Origin of the sequence: Streptomyces kronopolitis, assembly GCF_050953795.1 — a bacterium.
In the GTDB taxonomy this organism is placed as follows: Bacteria; Actinomycetota; Actinomycetes; order Streptomycetales; family Streptomycetaceae; genus Streptomyces; species Streptomyces kronopolitis_A.
In genome coordinates this window covers 4,124,378-4,141,951 of the sequence record NZ_CP191850.1, presented here as the reverse complement: position 1 = coordinate 4,141,951, position 17,574 = coordinate 4,124,378, and the positions used below count along the sequence as shown (strand labels likewise).

The 17,574-nt window shown below is 72.8% G+C and carries 14 protein-coding genes; 9 read left to right on the top strand and 5 right to left on the bottom strand.

Annotation, left to right across the window (positions count from 1 at the left end; genetic code table 11):
- The first annotated feature begins 193 nt into the window (after window positions 1-193).
- Both ACQP17_RS18225 and ACQP17_RS18220 read left to right on the top strand, forming a co-directional pair.
- Complete coding sequence (locus ACQP17_RS18225; protein WP_433857230.1) at window positions 194-1,213, top strand: DUF6457 domain-containing protein; 1,020 nt, start codon at window positions 194-196, stop codon at window positions 1,211-1,213.
- A complete protein-coding gene (locus ACQP17_RS18220; protein WP_433857229.1) occupies window positions 1,210-2,955 on the top strand; it encodes a molybdopterin molybdotransferase MoeA in 1,746 nt (581 codons plus the stop codon). The genes ACQP17_RS18225 and ACQP17_RS18220 overlap by 4 nt, the downstream gene beginning before the upstream one ends.
- 50 nt (window positions 2,956-3,005) lie before the next feature.
- On the opposite strand, the gene ACQP17_RS18215 is transcribed toward ACQP17_RS18220, so the two are convergent.
- Entirely contained in the window at window positions 3,006-4,115 is a 1,110-nt protein-coding gene (locus tag ACQP17_RS18215) for a potassium channel family protein (RefSeq protein WP_433857228.1), read from the bottom strand.
- Window positions 4,116-4,611: 496 nt separating this feature from the next.
- Between ACQP17_RS18215 and ACQP17_RS18210 the strand changes: the two genes are divergently transcribed.
- From ACQP17_RS18210 to ACQP17_RS18200, 3 genes are all read left to right on the top strand, one after another.
- Entirely contained in the window at window positions 4,612-5,589 is a 978-nt protein-coding gene (locus ACQP17_RS18210) for an NAD(P)H-quinone oxidoreductase (RefSeq protein WP_364873591.1), read from the top strand.
- A 141-nt stretch (window positions 5,590-5,730) separates the two neighbouring features.
- On the top strand, window positions 5,731-6,618 hold the full coding sequence (locus ACQP17_RS18205; RefSeq protein WP_433857227.1) for a hypothetical protein: 888 nt from the start codon (window positions 5,731-5,733) through the stop codon (window positions 6,616-6,618).
- A 138-nt stretch (window positions 6,619-6,756) separates the two neighbouring features.
- Window positions 6,757-7,320: a bacterial proteasome activator family protein gene (locus ACQP17_RS18200; protein WP_433857226.1), complete on the top strand. Its 564-nt coding sequence runs from the start codon at window positions 6,757-6,759 to the stop codon at window positions 7,318-7,320.
- Between the two features lie 103 nt (window positions 7,321-7,423).
- Here ACQP17_RS18200 and ACQP17_RS18195 read toward each other — a convergent pair whose 3' ends face one another.
- Window positions 7,424-9,073 carry a protein kinase domain-containing protein gene (locus tag ACQP17_RS18195; protein WP_433857225.1) on the bottom strand — a complete coding sequence of 550 codons (1,650 nt, stop codon included), beginning with the start codon at window positions 9,071-9,073 and terminating at the stop codon, window positions 7,424-7,426.
- A gap of 317 nt (window positions 9,074-9,390) precedes the next feature.
- On the opposite strand from ACQP17_RS18195, the gene ACQP17_RS18190 reads away from it, so the two are divergent.
- The gene (locus tag ACQP17_RS18190; RefSeq protein ID WP_433857224.1) at window positions 9,391-11,004 is read left to right on the top strand and encodes a protein kinase domain-containing protein; all 1,614 of its coding nucleotides are present in this window, start codon (window positions 9,391-9,393) and stop codon (window positions 11,002-11,004) included.
- Between the two features lie 19 nt (window positions 11,005-11,023).
- On the opposite strand, the gene ACQP17_RS18185 is transcribed toward ACQP17_RS18190, so the two are convergent.
- The 3 genes from ACQP17_RS18185 to ACQP17_RS18175 form a co-directional block, all read right to left on the bottom strand.
- The gene (locus ACQP17_RS18185) at window positions 11,024-12,067 is read right to left on the bottom strand and encodes a phosphotransferase (RefSeq protein ID WP_433857223.1); all 1,044 of its coding nucleotides are present in this window, start codon (window positions 12,065-12,067) and stop codon (window positions 11,024-11,026) included.
- Between the two features lie 52 nt (window positions 12,068-12,119).
- Window positions 12,120-12,536 carry a pyridoxamine 5'-phosphate oxidase family protein gene (locus ACQP17_RS18180; protein WP_433857222.1) on the bottom strand — a complete coding sequence of 139 codons (417 nt, stop codon included), beginning with the start codon at window positions 12,534-12,536 and terminating at the stop codon, window positions 12,120-12,122.
- Between the two features lie 170 nt (window positions 12,537-12,706).
- The gene (locus tag ACQP17_RS18175; RefSeq protein ID WP_364873602.1) at window positions 12,707-13,366 is read right to left on the bottom strand and encodes a response regulator transcription factor; all 660 of its coding nucleotides are present in this window, start codon (window positions 13,364-13,366) and stop codon (window positions 12,707-12,709) included.
- 328 nt (window positions 13,367-13,694) lie between these two features.
- On the opposite strand from ACQP17_RS18175, the gene pdhA reads away from it, so the two are divergent.
- The 3 genes from pdhA to ACQP17_RS18160 are packed head-to-tail and all read left to right on the top strand — an operon-like array spanning window position 13,695 to window position 17,391.
- Window positions 13,695-14,912, top strand: a complete 1,218-nt coding sequence (pdhA, locus tag ACQP17_RS18170) for a pyruvate dehydrogenase (acetyl-transferring) E1 component subunit alpha (RefSeq protein WP_433857221.1) — start codon at window positions 13,695-13,697, stop codon at window positions 14,910-14,912.
- A 2-nt stretch (window positions 14,913-14,914) separates the two neighbouring features.
- Window positions 14,915-15,898 carry an alpha-ketoacid dehydrogenase subunit beta gene (locus ACQP17_RS18165; RefSeq protein ID WP_433857220.1) on the top strand — a complete coding sequence of 328 codons (984 nt, stop codon included), beginning with the start codon at window positions 14,915-14,917 and terminating at the stop codon, window positions 15,896-15,898.
- 23 nt (window positions 15,899-15,921) lie between these two features.
- Window positions 15,922-17,391, top strand: a complete 1,470-nt coding sequence (locus tag ACQP17_RS18160) for a dihydrolipoamide acetyltransferase family protein (RefSeq protein ID WP_433857219.1) — start codon at window positions 15,922-15,924, stop codon at window positions 17,389-17,391.
- The last annotated feature ends 183 nt before the right edge of the window (window positions 17,392-17,574 follow it).

The window sequence follows — 17,574 nt, the reverse complement described above, 5'->3', positions numbered from 1 at the left end:
CCGGCCGGCGAGGACGAGCCGGCCGGCACGGCGGGACGGCTGACACGACGGCGCTGCCGACGACGGGACCCGGTGCCGACGCCGCGACCGGCCCCGGGAACCGCGAGCGGGACCGCTTCCGCTGTGGCAGATCTGACATCCGTCGTGGCTCCGGCGGCGGTGTGCCCCCCGTACCCCTGGCGATACTCAAGGGGTGAGCGACCACACCACCGTCTACGACGCCCTCGTGCTGGCCGGAGGTGCGGCCCGGCGGCTCGGCGGTGCGGACAAACCCGCGCTGTCCGTCGGCGGCCGTCCTCTCCTGGACCGGGTGCTCGCGGCCTGCCCCGATGCCGCGCGCACCGTCGTCGTCGGCCCCGGCCGTCCGACCGTCCGGCCCGTCGTCCGTGCCCTGGAGGACCCGCCCGGCGGCGGCCCGCTCGCCGCGCTGGAAGCCGGACTGCGGCACACCACCGCCCCGGTGGTGCTGGTGCTCTCCGCCGACCTCCCGTTCCTGACCGCCGAGACCGTGCACCGCCTCCTGGCGAGCGCGACCGCCCCGGCGACGGCGACAGCCCCGGCCCCGGCCCCGGCCCCGGCCGACGCCTCCGGACAGGGCCGCGACGGCACGCCCCGCGACGGCACGCCCTACGACGACGGCATGCCCTACGAGGGCACGCCCTACGACGGGGCGATGCTCCATGACGCCTCGGGACGGGACCAGCCGCTGGTGGCCGCCTACCGGGCCGGTCCGCTGCGCCGCGAGCTGGCGCGGCTGCGGGCCGGGCACGGCACCCTGGCCGGGCTGCCGCTGCGTGCCCTGTGGACCGAGCTGCTGCTCGCGCGGGTTCCGGACGCCCCGTCCACGGCGTCCTTCGACTGCGACACCTGGGAAGACCTCAGCGCGGCCCGTGCCCGCATCAGGGAGCATGGCACCGTGCTGGACGAATGGATCACCGCAGTCAAGGCCGAACTGGGCATCGAGCTCGATGTCGACGCGGCAGCGCTTCTCGACCTCGCGCGGGACGCGGCGCACGGCGTCGCCCGCCCGGCCGCCCCGCTGACGACCTTTCTGATCGGTTACGCGGCGGGCCGGCAGGGCCGCGACGTGCAGGAGTTGTCCGACCGGGCCGCCGCGCTGGCCCACCGCTGGGCGGCGGAGGCCGAGGAGTCCGAGGGCGCCGCCCGGTCCGGCGGCGCCGTCGCCCACGACGACGCGAAGCCCGCGGAATGACCGACGGGCAGCCGGACGACACGGTGGCCGGGACGGCGGGCACCGCCCCGGACGAGGGCGGCTCCCACGGCGGCGACCCGTTCGACGATGCGCTCGCGCTGGTCAACGGCCCGCGCCCGCCGCGCGAACGCCCCCGGGCCGGAGCCGGGACCGGAGCCGGGACCGGATCTGGGGCCGGAGCCGAGGCCCCGACCGTCCGGGTGTCGTACGCCGCCCGTGCGGCGTGTGCGGCCACGCCCGGCGACGCCGGTGACACCTCCTGGACGTCCTCCACCCCCGACGTCCCCTACAACCCCGACGACCCGTTCGCCCCAGGCGACCCCTTCGCCTCCCAGGTCCCCTCCCCCTCGGACACCCGCCACACCTCCAACACCTCCGACACCCCCGCCCCCACCGGCAATCGCCCCGCCCCGACTGACCCGACTGACCCCACAGACCCCGCAGACCCCACCCCCACCCCCGCCCTCCCCTGGCACACCGCCCGGGACATCGCCCGGCGGGCCGTGACCGAGCCGCCCGCGCCGCGCACTTCGGCGCTCGCCGCGGCCCTCGGCCGCACGCTGGCCGCGCCCCTCACCGCGCTCACCGACCTGCCGTCGTTCGACACCTCGGCGATGGACGGCTGGGCGGTCGCCGGCCCCGGCCCCTGGCGCCTCGACGACCCCGCCGGCACCCCAGAGACCGGCCCGGCGACCGGCATCCTCGCCGGTCACGCGCCCACCGAGGGGCTCCTCGACGGCCGGGCGATCGCGATCGCCACCGGTGCCCGCGTCCCGTCCGGCGCCACCGCCGTCCTGCGCAGCGAACACGGTGAGGTCCGGGCGTCCGGCGGCGGGCGGCGGCTGTATGCCCCGCGGCCGGTGCCGCCCGGCCAGGACATCCGCCCGCGCGGCCAGGAGTGCCGGCGCGGCGACCAGTTGCTGCCGGCCGGCGCCCTGGTGACCCCCGCCGTCCTCGGCCTGGCCGCGGCGGCCGGCTATGACGAGCTGACCGCCCACCCCCGGCCGCGCGCCGAAGTCTTCGTCCTGGGCGACGAGTTGCTGGCCCGCGGGCTGCCTGAGGAAGGCCGGATCCGTGACGCGCTCGGGCCGATGCTGGCGCCCTGGCTGCACGCGCTGGGCGTCGAGACGGCCGCGGCCCGCCCGCTCGCCGATGACGCCGACGCACTGTACGAGGCGCTCGCGGCCTCCACCGCGGACGTGGTGCTCACCACCGGAGGCACCGCGTCCGGCCCCGTCGACCATGTCCACCCCACCCTGCGCCGGCTGGGCGCCGAGGTGCTGGTGGACGGGGTGGCGGTCCGCCCCGGGCACCCCATGCTGCTCGCCCGGCTGGCCCCGGGCCGGCATCTCGTCGGTCTGCCGGGCAATCCCCTCGCGGCGGTGGCCGGGCTGTGCACGCTCGCCGAACCCCTGCTGTCCGCGCTCGCCGCGCGCCGCCCCGCTCCGCCGTACCGGGTGCCGCTGGCCGCCCCCGTCCCCGGTCCCGCGCACGACACCCGGCTCGTTCCGGTGGCCTACCGCGACGACGAGCGGTACGGCCTGATGGCGGCGCCGCTGCACTTCCACGGCCCCGCCATGCTGCGCGGGATCGCCGCCGCCGATGCGCTGGCGGTCGTCCCGCCCGGCGGCGCGCGGCGCGGGGACGAGCTGGAACTCCTGGAACTGCCCTGGCCGGCGGGCTGGTCTGCGGGCTGGACCCCCGAGGCACCGACGGACTGGGACGCCCCGGGGGAGCGGTAGGACGGCTGCCGTCCCCCGGGGCCGCGCGCGGCTGCGGCCGGCCTGGCGGGTCAGGCGCTCGGCACCGCCTGCCGGATGGTGATCACGCGGTCGGTGAGTTCCAGGGTGGCGGCCTGCGGGTCGGTGTAGTTCAGGACGCGGTGGCCCCGTACGACCGCTACGACCAGGTCGTCGAGCTCGCGCGGGGAGCGGCCCGCCTCGCTCCGGGTCACCGGCCGTTCGTCGAGGTCGAGCCCGCTCCCGTACGTCAGCAGGTCCTCCAGGACGCTGCCCACGTTCGGGCTGGCCATCGACATGCCCAGCAGCCGGCCCGCCGAGCTGGAGCTGGTGATGACGAGGTCGGCGCCGCTCTGCTTGAGCAGCGGCACGTTCTCGTCCTCCCGGACCGCCACCACGATCGTGGCGTGCCGGGTGAGCTGGCGTGCCGTCAGGGTGACCAGGGCGGCGGTGTCGTCGCGCTGGGTCGCCACGACCACGCGTGCGGCCCGCTGCACCTCGGCCCTGGTCAGGGTGTCGGAGCGGGTCGCGTCGCCGTGCACCGCCACGAACCCGTCGCTGCCGGCGGTGTCCACGGCGCTCTGCTGCGGATCGACCACGACGATCTGGTCCTTGGGGACGCCCTGGACGGTCAGGGTCTCGATGGTGTGGCGGCCCTTGGTTCCGTATCCGATGACGACGGTGTGGTCTCGCATACGGGATCTCCAGCGGTGGATGCGCACCTGGTGGCGGGTGCGTGCGGTGAGCACTTCGAGTGTGGTGCCGACCAGAATGATCAGGAACAGCACCCGGAGCGGCGTGATGAGCAGGATGTTGGTCAGCCGCGCGCCGTCGCTGACCGGGGTGATGTCGCCGTAACCGGTGGTCGAGAGGGTGACCGTCGCGTAGTAGGCCGCGCCGAGGAAGGTGAGTTCGTCGTGGGCGTTGTCGCGGTACCCGGCGCGCTCGAGCCAGACGAGCAGGGTGGTGACCGCCAGCACCGCCAGCGCCATCAGCAGCCGGCGCGCCACCTGCTGGAGCGGTGGGGTCATGCCCTGCGCGGGCAGGACGATGGAGCGGCCGGCCTCCGTGTCGTCCTTGGCCTCGGAGCGGGAGAGCGACCAGAGGGAGCGGAGGATCGGGAATCTGCCGGGCCTGCGGCGCGGTGGCCGCGCGTCGTTCATCCGGCCGCCTCCCGGGGAACGGCCCGCTCCGCAGCGGTGTGTGAGGGGGACATACCTCCCATGGTCCGCGATGCCGACGCTTGCGCGCGCACGGCGGTCGAGGGGAGGGGCGGTGGGCGGTGGCGCCGGGCGGGCGGCGGTGGTGCCGTGGCGGCGCCGGTACGGCCGAGGAGGCCGGCGGGCCCCTTGCCGGTGCAGGGACCGGGCGGCAGGGCAACGGCGCGGGTGGGGGCGGTCGTGTCGATCACGGGTTGTTGATATCGCCGCCCGTGGGGCCGTCGTGGGGCAATGCCGGGGCGGTCACCCAGGGGAGTGGCCGTCGTGCCGGCGCGACGGGATCCCCGGCCCGGCTGCTCCGCTTCGTCCCGACCTCTGCGGAGTCCGGTGTCCCGGGCGGCGGTTCACCGGGCTCTGTGCAGGTGGGAAGGCCGGGCCGGTGGTGATCCGGGGGCCCCGCACCGTCGCCCCGCGCGCGCACGGCGAGTAGCCTCGCGCCATGCGAGCGATCACTATCCCGGAGCCCGGTGGCCCCGAAGCACTTGTCTGGGCGGATGTGCCCGATCCGCAGCCCGCCGAGGGCGAGGTCCTGATCGAGGTCGCGGCCAGCGCCGTGAACCGCGCGGATCTGCTCCAGCGTCAGGGTTTCTACGACCCGCCGCCCGGCTCCTCCCCGTACCCCGGGCTGGAGTGCTCCGGGCGGATCAGCGCGCTCGGACCCGGTGTGCACGGCTGGGCCGTGGGCGACGAGGTGTGCGCACTGCTCGCGGGCGGCGGCTACGCCGAGAAGGTCGCCGTTCCGGCCGGGCAGCTGCTGCCGGTGCCGGCCGGGCTGGACCTGGTCACGGCCGCGGCGCTGCCCGAGGTGACCTGCACGGTCTGGTCGAACGTCTTCATGATCGCGCACCTGCGGCCCGGCGAGACCCTGCTGGTCCACGGCGGCGCCAGCGGTATCGGCACGATGGCGATCCAGCTCGCCAAGGCCGTCGGCGCACGGGTCGCGGTCACCGCGGGCGGCCCCGAGAAGCTGGCGCGCTGCGCCGAGTTGGGCGCCGACATCCTCATCGACTACCGCGAGCAGGACTTCGTCCAGGAGATCCGCAAGGCCACCGACGGGGCGGGCGCGGACGTCATCCTCGACATCATCGGGGCGAAGTACCTGCAGCGGAACGTCAAGGCGCTGGCGATCAGCGGACGGCTGGCGGTCATCGGGCTGCAGGGCGGGGTGAAGGCGGAGCTGAACCTCGCCGCGCTGATGGCCAAGCGTGCCGCGATCACCGGTGCCGGGCTGCGGGCCCGCCCGCTGAACGAGAAGGCGGCCATCGTCGCCGCCGTACGCGAGCACGTCTGGCCGCTGATCTCCAACGGTCAGGTCCGGCCGATCGTGGACCGCGCGCTGCCGATGCCGGAGGCCGCCGAGGCACACCGCGTCGTGGACGCGAGTGCGCACGTCGGCAAGGTCGTCCTGACCGTCTGAGTCGGCTGGAACACGCACCCGGCACGTGCCGCCCCTCCCGCGTGGCCGACGGGTAACCCACCTGATATGTCCGAGATGCCGTGAATCTCGTCACATGTGACGCTGGACGGGTCACTCGACGGCTCGGCACGGGAGGGGCACGTGGGCGCTCCAGGGTTCCGTTCGCGCATTGCCACCGGCCTGTTGGTGGCCTCCGTCGTCCTGCCCGTACCTCTGGGCGCCACCTCCGCGGTGGCTGCGGACCGACGGGCCACTCCGGTCGACCGTCCGCCGAACCTCGCCCGCCAGGACGATCCGCACGACGACGGCAGCGGGGACGACTACGGAGCCGACGACTTCGGGCCGGACGGCTACGGCGAGGACGATCCGGCGCCCGGTCCCCCGCGATCCGACGGGCGGGGCCGGGTGCACCACGGGCACTCCGGCCCGTCCGCGCGGGAGCTGCCGGACCGCATCCCAGGACTGCCGTACGCCTTTCCGGGCTTCCCGCACCGGTCGCCGCACCACCACCCCGGCGGGCGCCGGGGCTACGGAGAGTGGCGGCATCGCCCGCATCGCCCGTTCGGCCCCGACTTCCCCGGTCCGATGCCGCCTTACGGCCTCCCGGGCACCGAGGACGGGGGCGGCGACCTCTCCTGGCGTGGTCATCACGGGCCGCCCGGTCCTCCCGGCCCGCCCGACGCCGACCGTGCGCACCCCCGGCCCGGCCGGCACGCGCCGCGCAAGCACCACCAGCCCGCGGCGTCCGGCTCCCGTGCCCCGGCCGGATCGGACGCCTCGCGCCGCCACAACGTCGCCGACCGGCGCCCGGTGCGCTCCTACGAGAGCCTGCCGCCGCTGCCGCCCGTCGTCCCGAAGAAGCAGGGCGGCTCCGTGCCGGACGGGGCGGACGGCGAGGCGGCCGTGAGCGACCCCTCAGCCCTGGAAACGCCCACGGCCCCGGTGGAGCGGGTCCTGCCGCTGGGTGCCGGCCTTGCCCTCACCGGACTGGGGCTGGCCTTCTTCGCCCTGCGGCTGCGGCGTAGCTGACGTCCACGGTTTCACGTGAAACGGCCGGGAAGCGCTTGTTTCACGTGAAACCGTGACAGCCGGTTCGCGTCAGGAGGGTGGATCACGTTCTCCAGGGGGCACCACCGTTCATAACCCCTTGTGCGAGAGAATGGCGGCATGGATATGCCGATGAACGAACGGTCGCAGGAGAACCCGCACGTCCTGGTTGTCGGCCCGGACGGCATGGCGCTCGGCAGCGCCGGCTCCGGTGGCGGGGAGAACGGCGATGAGCCCCGCGAGACGCCGGTGACGGACATGGTCGAACAGCCTGCGAAGGTCATGCGCATCGGCAGCATGATCAAGCAGCTGCTGGAAGAGGTGAAGGCCGCGCCGCTCGACGAGGCGAGCCGGGTCCGGCTGAAGGAGATCCACGCCAGCTCGGTCAAGGAGCTGGAGGACGGCCTGGCACCCGAGCTGGTCGAGGAGCTGGAGCGGCTGTCGCTGCCCTTCACCAATGAGTCCGTGCCGACGGAGGCGGAGCTGCGGATCGCCCAGGCTCAGCTGGTGGGTTGGCTGGAGGGGCTGTTCCACGGCATCCAGACCGCGCTGTTCGCCCAGCAGATGGCGGCCCGTGCCCAGCTGGAGTCGATGCGCCGTGCGCTGCCGCCCGGCGCCGTCTCACTGGACGGTGAGGAGGGGCAGCCCGGCCAGGGCGGCGCCCGCTCGGGCCCGTACCTCTAGAGCGCCGGCTCCGCCACCGGCGGATCGGGACGCACGGAAGGGGCCGGCACGCACTGCGTGCCGGCCCCTTCCCATGCTCCGGGGACCCGTGGGCCGGGCGTCGTCAGCCGCTGCGGCCGGTCGAGACCGTCAGCTCGATGGTGTCGCCCTTGCGCGGGTCCCACCAGCTGATGGCGGCCGGGGTCTGATCCGTGACGGTGTTCTTGCCCCAGATCGCGCTGTCCTCTTCCTTGACGATCTTGTACTTCCAGCCCGCCGCCTCGATGCACTTCTTCACCGAGTCCAGGTTCTTGAAGCGGAACGACGGGGCGAGGATCTTGCCCTTGTCGCTGTAGCTCTTGGTCGGGTTGGTGCAGTCGGACGTCAGGATCGTCGCCGTCTTGTCCTCGGGCCGGACACTCTCGGTGGGCGAGGAGTAGGACGAGTACGTCGGGGTCGGGGTCACGTCCCCGCCGTTGTCGTCGCTGGAGCCGGCGCTCAGACCGATGCCGATCGCGATCGCGGTGACCACGACCACCCCGACGATCGCCGAGACGACGATCACCGCGGAGTTGCCCTTGCGGCCGCCGGCCGGCGGCATCGAGGCCGTCACGGGCGGGGGCGGCGGGGTGTACGCCGGGGGCTGGAAGCCGCCCGCGTGGTACGGCGCGGGGATGGGGCCGGGGGTGGGCGTCGGGTAGGCGCTGTTCGGCGGCGGGGGCGTCGACGGCCCGAAGCCGGCCGCCTGGGTCGGCTGGTACGGCTGTTGCACGCTCGGCGGGGCCGGGGTGTGCAGGGCGCCGGACGCGGTGGGGAACACCGCGGAGGACACCGACGCGCCGCTGGTGCGGGCCGGCGGGCCACCACCGATGATCAGCGGCGTCGCGCCGGACTGCCCGGACCCGACGATCCGCAGGCACTCGTCCCGCATCGCCTCGGCGGTGGGGAACCGCTCATTGGGGTTCTTCTTCAGCGCCCGGGCCACCAGCGCGTCCACGGCCGGCGGCAGCGCGCTGTTGATGCCCGACGGGACCGGGGGCTCTTCCTGGACATGGGCGTAGGCGATGGCCAGCGGGGAGTCCGCGTCGAACGGCAGCTGGCCCGTCAGCAGCTCGAAGAGCATGATGCCGACGGAGTAGAGGTCGGAGCGGGCGTCCACACCGCGCCCGAGCGCCTGCTCGGGCGAGAGGTACTGCGGGGTGCCGACGACCATGCCGGTCTGCGTCATCGACGTCACGCCGGACTGCATGGCCCGGGCGATGCCGAAGTCCATGACCTTGACGACGCCGCGCTTGTTCAGCATCACGTTGCCGGGCTTGATGTCCCGGTGGACCAGGCCCATCTCGTGGCTGACCTCGAGCGCGGCGAGCACATCCGCCGTGATCTTCAGGGCTTTTTCCGTCGGCATCGCGCCATGTTGGGCGACGTCGGTGTCCAGATCGGAGCGCAGCGGCTGGCCCGCGACGTACTCCATGACGATGTACGGAACCATGGCGCCGTCGAGCTCGTCCTCGCCGGAGTCGAAGACCGAGACGATGTTGGTGTGCGTGAGCTTCGCCACGGACTGCGCCTCGCGGCGGAAGCGCTCACGGAAGGCCTGCTCGCGGCCGAGCTCGGTGTGCAGGGTCTTGATCGCGACCTCGCGGTCGAGCACGCTGTCGTAGGCGAGGTGCACGGAGGCCATGCCGCCGGCGCCGAGAAGATCACGAAGCTGGTAACGTCCCCCGCCGACCGCACGGCCCTCGAATTGGCCCTGAGCGCCGTCCTGGCTCATCGCTCCGCTTCCCCCTACGCGCGCACCATCCTGTACGGATAGTGATCAAAATCTGGAATTCCGCAGCCAAGTCTGCCCCAGGGCCCGGACACGTCAAGCTGTGTGCCCGTTCCGTGACCAGATGCGCAAGATCCCATCACGGCTGCCAGACGATTTCGGCACCGGATCGTCCCTGGTGAACTTGCCCGCACTGGCTTCCCACCGGTTTCCCGGCCTGTCCACGGCGGACCGGTGGATGCCGCGGAACCTGTAGCGTGCTCTAGCGAAGACCGATGACCTTACCGCTCTCATGCGGATCGATTCGACGGCGAGGACCGATGGCACCGACGCAGAGCCCCCAGGGCCCGTCCGATCCTGACGCCACCGGCTCCAATATCCCCGACGCACCGGAGATGTGGGGCAACGGCGGGCTGGTCGGCGACGGCCGCTACCGGCTCACGCGACGGCTCGGCCGCGGTGGGATGGCGGAGGTGTTCGCCGCCGAGGACGTCCGTCTCGGTCGCACCGTCGCCGTGAAGCTGCTGCGCGCGGACCTGGCCGAGGATCCGGTCTCCAAGGCCCGCTTCACGCGTGAGGCACAGTCCGTGGCCGGGCTGAACCACCACGCGGTCGTGGCGGTCTACGACTCGGGCGAGGACCTGGTCGGCGGGAACACCGTGCCGTACATCGTGATGGAGCTGGTCGAGGGCCACACCATCCGCGATCTGCTGCTCAACGCCGACGCCCCGCCGGCGGACCAGGCGCTGATCATCGTCTCCGGGGTGCTGGAGGCGCTGGCCTACAGCCACCAGCACGGCATCGTGCACCGTGACATCAAGCCCGCGAACGTGATCATCACGAACAGCGGCGCCGTCAAGGTCATGGACTTCGGCATCGCCCGTGCCCTGCACGGCGCCCAGTCGACCATGACCCAGACCGGCATGGTCATGGGAACGCCCCAGTACCTCTCCCCGGAGCAGGCGCTCGGCAAGACCGTCGACACCCGCTCCGACCTCTACGCCACCGGCTGCCTGCTCTACGAGCTCCTCACGCTGCGGCCGCCGTTCACCGGCGAGACACCGTTGTCGGTCGTCTACCAGCACGTCCAGGACATGCCGGTGGCGCCGTCCGAGGTCGCCGACGCGGTGCCGCCGGAGCTGGACGGCCTGGTCATGCGGTCGCTGGCCAAGGACCCCGACGACCGGTTCCAGTCCGCCGAGGAGATGCGCGGCCTGGTCCAGTACTCGCTGCAGATGCTGCACGAGCAGGGCGGCCACACCGGCACCTGGAACACCGGCCCGGTCGCGCTGCACGAGGGCGGTCACACCGGTGCCATGGGCACCGCGGCCACCACGGCGCTGCCGCACCCCGACGCCGGCCAGACCACGGCGCAGCCGATCTTCACGCCCGGCATGCGCGACGACGACGGCGGCTTCGACGGCGGTCCCCGGCCCGCCCGGGGCGGCCGCGGCAAGATCTGGCTGATCGCGGCGCTCGCGGTGATCGCCATCGCGGTGGGCGTGGCCTTCGCGCTGCAGAACACCGGCGGCCAGGACACCAAGAAGAACACCCCCGCCACGCACTCCCCGTCGCCGTCCAAGGACGACAAGACGGACGAGCCGCAGACGGAGGAGCCGAGCACCCCGGAGACCGACCCGGGCACCACGGGCGGCGACGGCGACACCTACAGCCCGCCGTCGCAGCAGCCCAGCACGCCCAAGTCGCCCGAGCCCTCCAGCCCCGAGCCGTCGACGCCGGAACCCTCGACGTCGCAGCCGCCCACCGGATCCACCGGCGGGACGTCGGACGGCGGCACCGCGGACGGTGGGACGGCCGACGGCGGCACCGCGGACGGGGGCACCGGCGACGGCGGCACGACCACCGGCACGGACAGCGGGACCACCACCGGCACCGGCACGGACACCGGCTCGACGCTCGGCCCGGCCGGCTGACCGGCGCCCCGCCCGCGCGTCAGCGGGTGAAGGCGTTCCGTACGGCCCGGTACTCGCGGGTCCACCACACGGCCAGCGCGGCCGCCGCCGGGAACTGGGGATCGGTGCGGCGGTCGCCGAGCTGGTAGCGCCAGGTCAGCATCCAGAAGTCGTTCAGCCGCTCCCACCACACCCGGTGGACGGCCGCGGCCAGCTCCCCGGCGCCGGCTCCGCAGGCGCTGCGGTAGGCGCCCGCGTACGCCGCCACCTTGGCCAGGTCCAGGGTCCCGCAGGGGCGCACGAAGAAGATCGCGGCGGCCCGGACCGCCTCCTCGGCGCGCGGCTGGACGCCCAGCCGGTCCCAGTCGACGATCGCGGTCGGCTCCGTGCCGCGGTAGAGGACGTTCAGCGGGTGGAAGTCGCCGTGCACCCAGCCCGCCGGTGGCTCGGCGCCGGGCGGCGGACGGTGGTGCGCCTGCTCGGCCAGCAGGGCCCGGCGCTCCAGCAGACGGTGCTCGGCGAGCTCGTCGAAGCTGGTGCGCGGGCGGGCGCCGCGGGCCAGCGCCAGCAGCTCCTCGATCGTCTCGACGGTCCGCTCCGGGTCGGCGCCGGCGTCCGCGCCGGGCGGCCGCGGCGGAGGCGGCTCGTCGGCCATGACCTGCTCCAGGGCGGTGTGGACCAGCCCGAGCAGCGCGCCCAGCCGCCGGGACTGGCCACGGGTCAGCGCCGCGCCGTCGAGGTGCCGGCCCACGACCCAGGGGTGCAGGGCGTAGCAGCGGCCGTCGAGGACGGTGACGGTGCGGCCGTCCGCGTCGGCGCGGGGCGGCGCGACCGGCAGGCCGAGCGCGGCGAGCCGGCGGGTGGCGCGGTGCTGGCGGGTGAGGGCGGCGAGGTCGCCGTCGAGGTGGTGCTTGAGGAAGTAGCGGCCGCGGGTGGTGGCGAGGAAGTAGCCGTGGTTGAGCAGACCCTCGGCGACGGGCTCACAGGACAGCGGCGCGCCGGCGCCGGTGTAGTGGCGGAGCAGGGCTCCGAGGGTGTCTTTGTCGGGCGTCGCCGCCGTCCGGACTACAGATGAGCGCAGCACCCACCAGATGTTAGATCAACGGCATCCGTCACAGCGGGCGCGCCGGAGAGCCTCACACAGAGTGCACGTCCCGCAGGGCCGGCACGTCGCTGAGGCAGTGCAGGGTCACGAACTCCGGCTCGATGCGCAGGAAGACCGGGGCGAAGGGGGCGCCGTCGGCCAGCAGCGGCGGGCGGCCGAACAGTTCCCGCTCGACGGGGGTGGGATCGACGACCCGGGCGGTGCCGGTGAACTGCACCGACCAGGTGTCGTTCTCACCGCTGTTGACGTTGTCGGCCTCGTAGGAGACCACGCTGCCGTCCAGGGCCTGGTGGTAGTCGTAGCCCTGGTGCAGCCGCAGCACCAGCCGCCCGTCGAGGACGAGGTGCCGGGCGACGGTGGTGAAGGGCAGCGCCCGCCGACTGGCGGAGACGCGCCCGTACGGCGTGCGGCTCAGCAGCTCGATGGCGCGGTGGTTGTCGGTGGGCATGGCACCACCTTGCCGGGCGGGAGCGACCGGCACGTAGGGGCCAGCAGCCCCGTGCGGCGGGGCCGATGGTCCTGAATCGCCATGAGCCGGGCGTGGCGGCGAACCCCGCCCCGAGGGGGTCTCGTTCGGATCAGGCCGGGCTCGGTCCGAACGACACCCCTCGGGCGGTGTCAGTGCCGCTCGGCCTGCATGCGCGCGACGTACGCGGCGGCCTGGGAGCGTCGTTCCATGCCGAGCTTGGACAGCAGGGAGGAGACGTAATTCTTGATCGTCTTCTCGGCGAGGTGCAGCCTTTCGCCGATCGCGCGATTGGTCAGGCCCTCGCCGATCAGATCGAGGATCCGGCGCTCCTGGTCGGTGAGGTTCGCCAGCCGGTCGTCACCCTTGGTGGTGCTGCCGTCGCGCAGCCGCTCCAGCACCCGGGCGGTGGCCACGGGGTCGAGCAGGGACTTCCCGGCCGCCACGTCGCGCACCGCGGAGAGGAGTTCGTTGCCTCGAATGGCCTTGAGGACATAGCCTGACGCACCGGCCATAATCGCATCGAAAAGGGCCTCGTCATCCGCGAACGAGGTGAGCATCAGGCATTTGATGTCCTCATCCTGTGAACGGATCTCGCGACAGACCTCGACACCGCTCCCGTCGGGCAGCCGGACGTCGAGCACCGCCACGTCCGGGCGGGTCGCCGGGATCCTGACCAGGGCATCTGCCGCCGTGCCCGCCTCGCCCACCACCTCGATGTCGTCCTCGACCGAGAGCATTTCGTGGACGCCACGCCGGACAACTTCGTGGTCATCGAGCAGGAATACCGTGATTTTTCCGTCTTCGCGCACCACCCCAGTCTCACACATCAAGTCTTCCCGTGCTCCAGGTCACCGATATAACGTGCCGTTGTCCCGGCGGCCTGCAACGCTGTGACCAGGAGTTGTTCCAAGCCTTAGCGATTTACTTGGAAATCCAAGCAAAATCGCAGGTCAGCGCCGTTTCCACTTCGGCTTTGACAATGGGTAACGTGCAATGAGCAGGCCACTGTCCGGGAGCTTTGTTCCACCCGGAGCCGGGCCGCGATCGCACACACCCCGTGCGCCGTATCGGATACCGGGTGAGCCGCAATACGGCCACCGGCGGACCCCGGGGGCCGGACAGACGGAGGAGCAGCACGTGACCGTGGAAGGCACTGCGCAGCGGAAAAACGCCCGCGGCAGCAGCAAGCGCACCGCCGCCAAAAAGGCGACGCCGGCCAAGAAGGCGTCCCCGGACCGGGCCCGGAATTCCGGCCGGACCGAGCAGGCGGAGCAGGATCAGCTCGTACAACTGCTGACCCCCGAAGGGGAGCGGGTCGAGCACCCCGATTACTCGATCGACCTGTCCCCCGACGAGCTGCGCGGTCTCTACCGCGACATGGTGCTGACGCGGAAGTTCGACGCCGAGGCGACCACCCTCCAGCGCCAGGGCGAGCTGGGCCTGTGGGCCTCGCTGCTGGGCCAGGAGGCCGCCCAGATCGGCTCCGGCCGCGCGCTGCGCGACGACGACTACGTCTTCCCGACCTACCGCGAGCACGGCGTGGCCTGGTGCCGCGGCGTCGACCCGACGAATCTGCTGGGCATGTTCCGCGGCGTCAATCACGGCGGCTGGGATCCCAACACCAACAACTTCCACCTCTACACCATCGTCATCGGTTCGCAGACGCTGCACGCGACCGGCTATGCGATGGGGGTGCAGAAGGACGGCGCGGATTCCGCGGTCATCGCGTATTTCGGTGACGGTGCCTCCAGCCAGGGAGATGTCGCCGAATCCTTCACCTTCTCCGCGGTCTACAACGCCCCGGTCGTGTTCTTCTGCCAGAACAACCAGTGGGCGATTTCCGAGCCGACCGAGAAGCAGACCCGGGTGCCGCTCTACCAGCGCGCCCGCGGCTTCGGATTCCCCGGCGTACGGGTCGACGGCAATGACGTCCTGGCCTGTCTGGCGGTGACCCGGGCGGCGCTGGAGCGGGCCCGCACCGGCCAGGGCCCGATGCTCATCGAGGCGTTCACCTACCGCATGGGTGCCCACACCACCTCCGACGACCCGACGAAGTACCGGGAGGACGAGGAGCGGGCGGCCTGGGAGGCCAAGGACCCGATCCTGCGGCTGCGGACGTACCTGGAGTCCGAGGGCATCGTCGACGAGGCCTACCTCGCCTCGATCGACGAGGAGAGCCACGCCCTCGGCAAGCGGGTGCGCGACGCGGTGCGTGCCATGCCCGACCCGGACGACATGGCCATCTTCGAGAATGTCTACGCCGACGGGCACGCGCTCGTCGATGAGGAGCGCGCTCAGTTCGCCGCCTACCAGGCGTCGTTCGTCGATGCCGACGCCGCCGCGGAGGGGAACTGACCATGGCAGTCTTCGAGAAGATCACCATTGCCAAGGCGATCAACGAATCGCTGCGTGCCTCCATGGAGGCCGACCCCAAGGTCCTCGTCATGGGCGAGGACGTCGGCAAGCTCGGTGGCGTCTTCCGCGTCACCGACGGCCTGCAGAAGGACTTCGGCGACGACCGGGTGATCGACACCCCGCTCGCCGAGTCCGGCATCGTCGGCACCGCGATCGGCATGGCCCTGCGCGGCTACCGCCCCGTCGTGGAGATCCAGTTCGACGGCTTCGTCTTCCCCGCCTACGACCAGATCGTCACCCAGCTCGCGAAGATGCACGCCCGCGCGCTGGGCAAGGTCAAGGTGCCGGTCGTCATCCGCATTCCGTACGCGGGCGGCATCGGCGCGGTCGAGCACCACTCCGAGTCCCCCGAGGCGCTGTTCGCGCATGTCGCGGGCCTCAAGATCGTCACTCCCTCGAACTCCTCGGATGCCTACTGGATGCTCCAGCAGGCCATCGCCGGTGACGACCCGGTCATCTACTTCGAGCCCAAGCGCCGCTACCACGACAAGTCGCGGCTGGACACCGAGTCGATCCCGGACCCGCTGCACAAGGCCCGGATCGCCCAGAGCGGCGCCGACCTCACGCTGGCCGCCTACGGCCCGATGGTGAAGGTCTGCCTGGACGTCGCCAAGGTCGCGGCGGAGGAGGGCAAGTCGGTCGAGGTCGTCGATCTGCGCTCGCTCTCCCCGATCGACTTCGACACCGTGCAGTCGTCGGTGGAGAAGACCGGCCGGCTGGTCGTCGTCCACGAGGCCCCGGTCTTCTTCGGCGCAGGTGCGGAGATCGCCGCCCGGATCACCGAGCGGTGCTTCTACCACCTGGAGGCTCCGGTCCTGCGGGTCGGCGGTTTCCACTCCCCGTATCCGCCCTCCCGTCTGGAGGACGAGTACCTTCCGGGGCTGGACCGGGTGCTCGACGCCGTTGACCGTGCGTTGGCGTACTGAGGGTTTGAGGAGAGTTCGTGACCATGACTGCAAGTCCCGCCCGCGCTCAGCGCTTCCGCGAGTTCAAGATGCCCGACGTGGGCGAGGGCCTCACCGAGGCCGAGATCCTCAAGTGGTACGTCCAGCCGGGCGACACCGTCGCCGACGGCCAGGTCGTCTGTGAGGTCGAGACCGCCAAGGCGGCCGTCGAACTGCCCATCCCTTACGACGGGGTGGTGCACGAGCTGAACTTCGGTGAGGGCGTCACCGTCGATGTCGGCACCGTCATCATCTCGGTGGACACCGACCCCGGAGCCGGGCCCGCCGCGGCGCCGGCGGCGGACGCGCCGCAGCAGTCCGCGCCGTCCGCCGAGGAGGACGCCGAGCCGCAGGGCCGCCAGGCGGTGCTGGTCGGCTACGGCGCCGCGCCGTCCTCGACCAAGCGCCGGGCGCGCAAGCAGCCCGCGGTGCCGGCCCAGCCGGAGGCCGCGGGCGCCGCGCTCCAGGCCGAGCTGAACGGGCGGGCCGCGCCCGCCCCGGTGGTCACCCCGGTGCCGGTGCCTGCCGCGCCTTCCGCTCCCGCGGCCCCGGCCGCAGGTGCGGTGCCCACCGCCGGACGTCCGCTGGCCAAGCCGCCGGTGCGCAAGCTCGCCAAGGACCTCGGCATCGACCTGGCGACGATCGCGCCGACCGGGCCGGACGGCATCATCACGCGTGAGGACGTACATGCCGCCGCGGCCCCGGCAGCGGCGGCGTCCGCGGCGGCCGCCCCCGGCCCGGTGGCCGTGGCTCCGGCGGCGGTCCCGGTCGCCGGCGGCGAGCGGCGGGTGCCGGTCAAGGGCGTCCGCAAGGCCACCGCGCAGGCGATGGTCGCCAGTGCCTTCACCGCGCCACACGTCACGGAGTTCATCACCGTCGATGTGACCCGCACGATGAAGCTCGTCCAGGAACTCAAGCAGGACCCGGACATGGCGGGGCTGCGGGTCAACCCGCTGCTGCTCGTCGCCAAGGCCTTCCTGGTCGCCCTCCGGCGCCACCCGGAGGTCAACGCGGCCTGGGACGAGGTGAACCAGGAGATCGTCTACAAGGACGACGTCAATCTCGGGATCGCGGCGGCCACTCCGCGCGGGCTGATCGTCCCGAACATCAAGGACGCCGGATCCAAGACGCTCCCCGAGCTGGCCGCGGAACTGGGTGACCTGGTCGCCACCGCCCGCGACGGCAAGACCTCCCCGGCGGCGATGTCCGGCGGCACGGTCACCATCACCAACGTCGGCGTCTTCGGCGTCGACACCGGTACGCCGATCCTCAACCCGGGGGAGTCGGCGATCCTGGCCTTCGGCGCGGTCAAGCTCCAGCCGTGGGTCCACAAGGGCAAGGTGAAGGCGCGTCAGGTCACCACCCTCGCGCTGTCCTTCGACCACCGCCTCATCGACGGTGAGCTGGGCTCCAAGCTGCTCGCCGACATCGCCGCGGTGCTGGAACGGCCGAAGCGCCTGATCACCTGGGGATGAGCCGGTATGCGGGGCCCGGGCGACGTTTCACGTGAAACGCCGCCCGGGCCCCGTCCGGGTTCCGTGGACGCCCGTGCGCGGACGGCTCGCCGAGGAATCCCGAAAGGCCCCGGCCCGGAGGTACGGCGAGGAGGCTGAGGTCAGCGGCCCACCGGCGGCCGCCCGTCCGAGGCTGGAGGTCCG

What these genes read in the sequence shown, in the direction of transcription:
- ACQP17_RS18220 (WP_433857229.1), top strand. Translation starts at nt 1,210, where the DNA reads ATGACCGACGGGCAGCCGGACGACACGGTGGCCGGGACGGCGGGCACC.
- ACQP17_RS18215 (WP_433857228.1), bottom strand. Translation starts at nt 4,115, where the DNA reads ATGAACGACGCGCGGCCACCGCGCCGCAGGCCCGGCAGATTCCCGATC.
- ACQP17_RS18210 (WP_364873591.1), top strand. Translation starts at nt 4,612, where the DNA reads ATGCGAGCGATCACTATCCCGGAGCCCGGTGGCCCCGAAGCACTTGTC.
- ACQP17_RS18200 (WP_433857226.1), top strand. Translation starts at nt 6,757, where the DNA reads ATGGATATGCCGATGAACGAACGGTCGCAGGAGAACCCGCACGTCCTG.
- ACQP17_RS18195 (WP_433857225.1), bottom strand. Translation starts at nt 9,073, where the DNA reads ATGAGCCAGGACGGCGCTCAGGGCCAATTCGAGGGCCGTGCGGTCGGC.
- ACQP17_RS18190 (WP_433857224.1), top strand. Translation starts at nt 9,391, where the DNA reads ATGGCACCGACGCAGAGCCCCCAGGGCCCGTCCGATCCTGACGCCACC.
- ACQP17_RS18180 (WP_433857222.1), bottom strand. Translation starts at nt 12,536, where the DNA reads ATGCCCACCGACAACCACCGCGCCATCGAGCTGCTGAGCCGCACGCCG.
- ACQP17_RS18165 (WP_433857220.1), top strand. Translation starts at nt 14,915, where the DNA reads ATGGCAGTCTTCGAGAAGATCACCATTGCCAAGGCGATCAACGAATCG.
- ACQP17_RS18160 (WP_433857219.1), top strand. Translation starts at nt 15,922, where the DNA reads ATGACTGCAAGTCCCGCCCGCGCTCAGCGCTTCCGCGAGTTCAAGATG.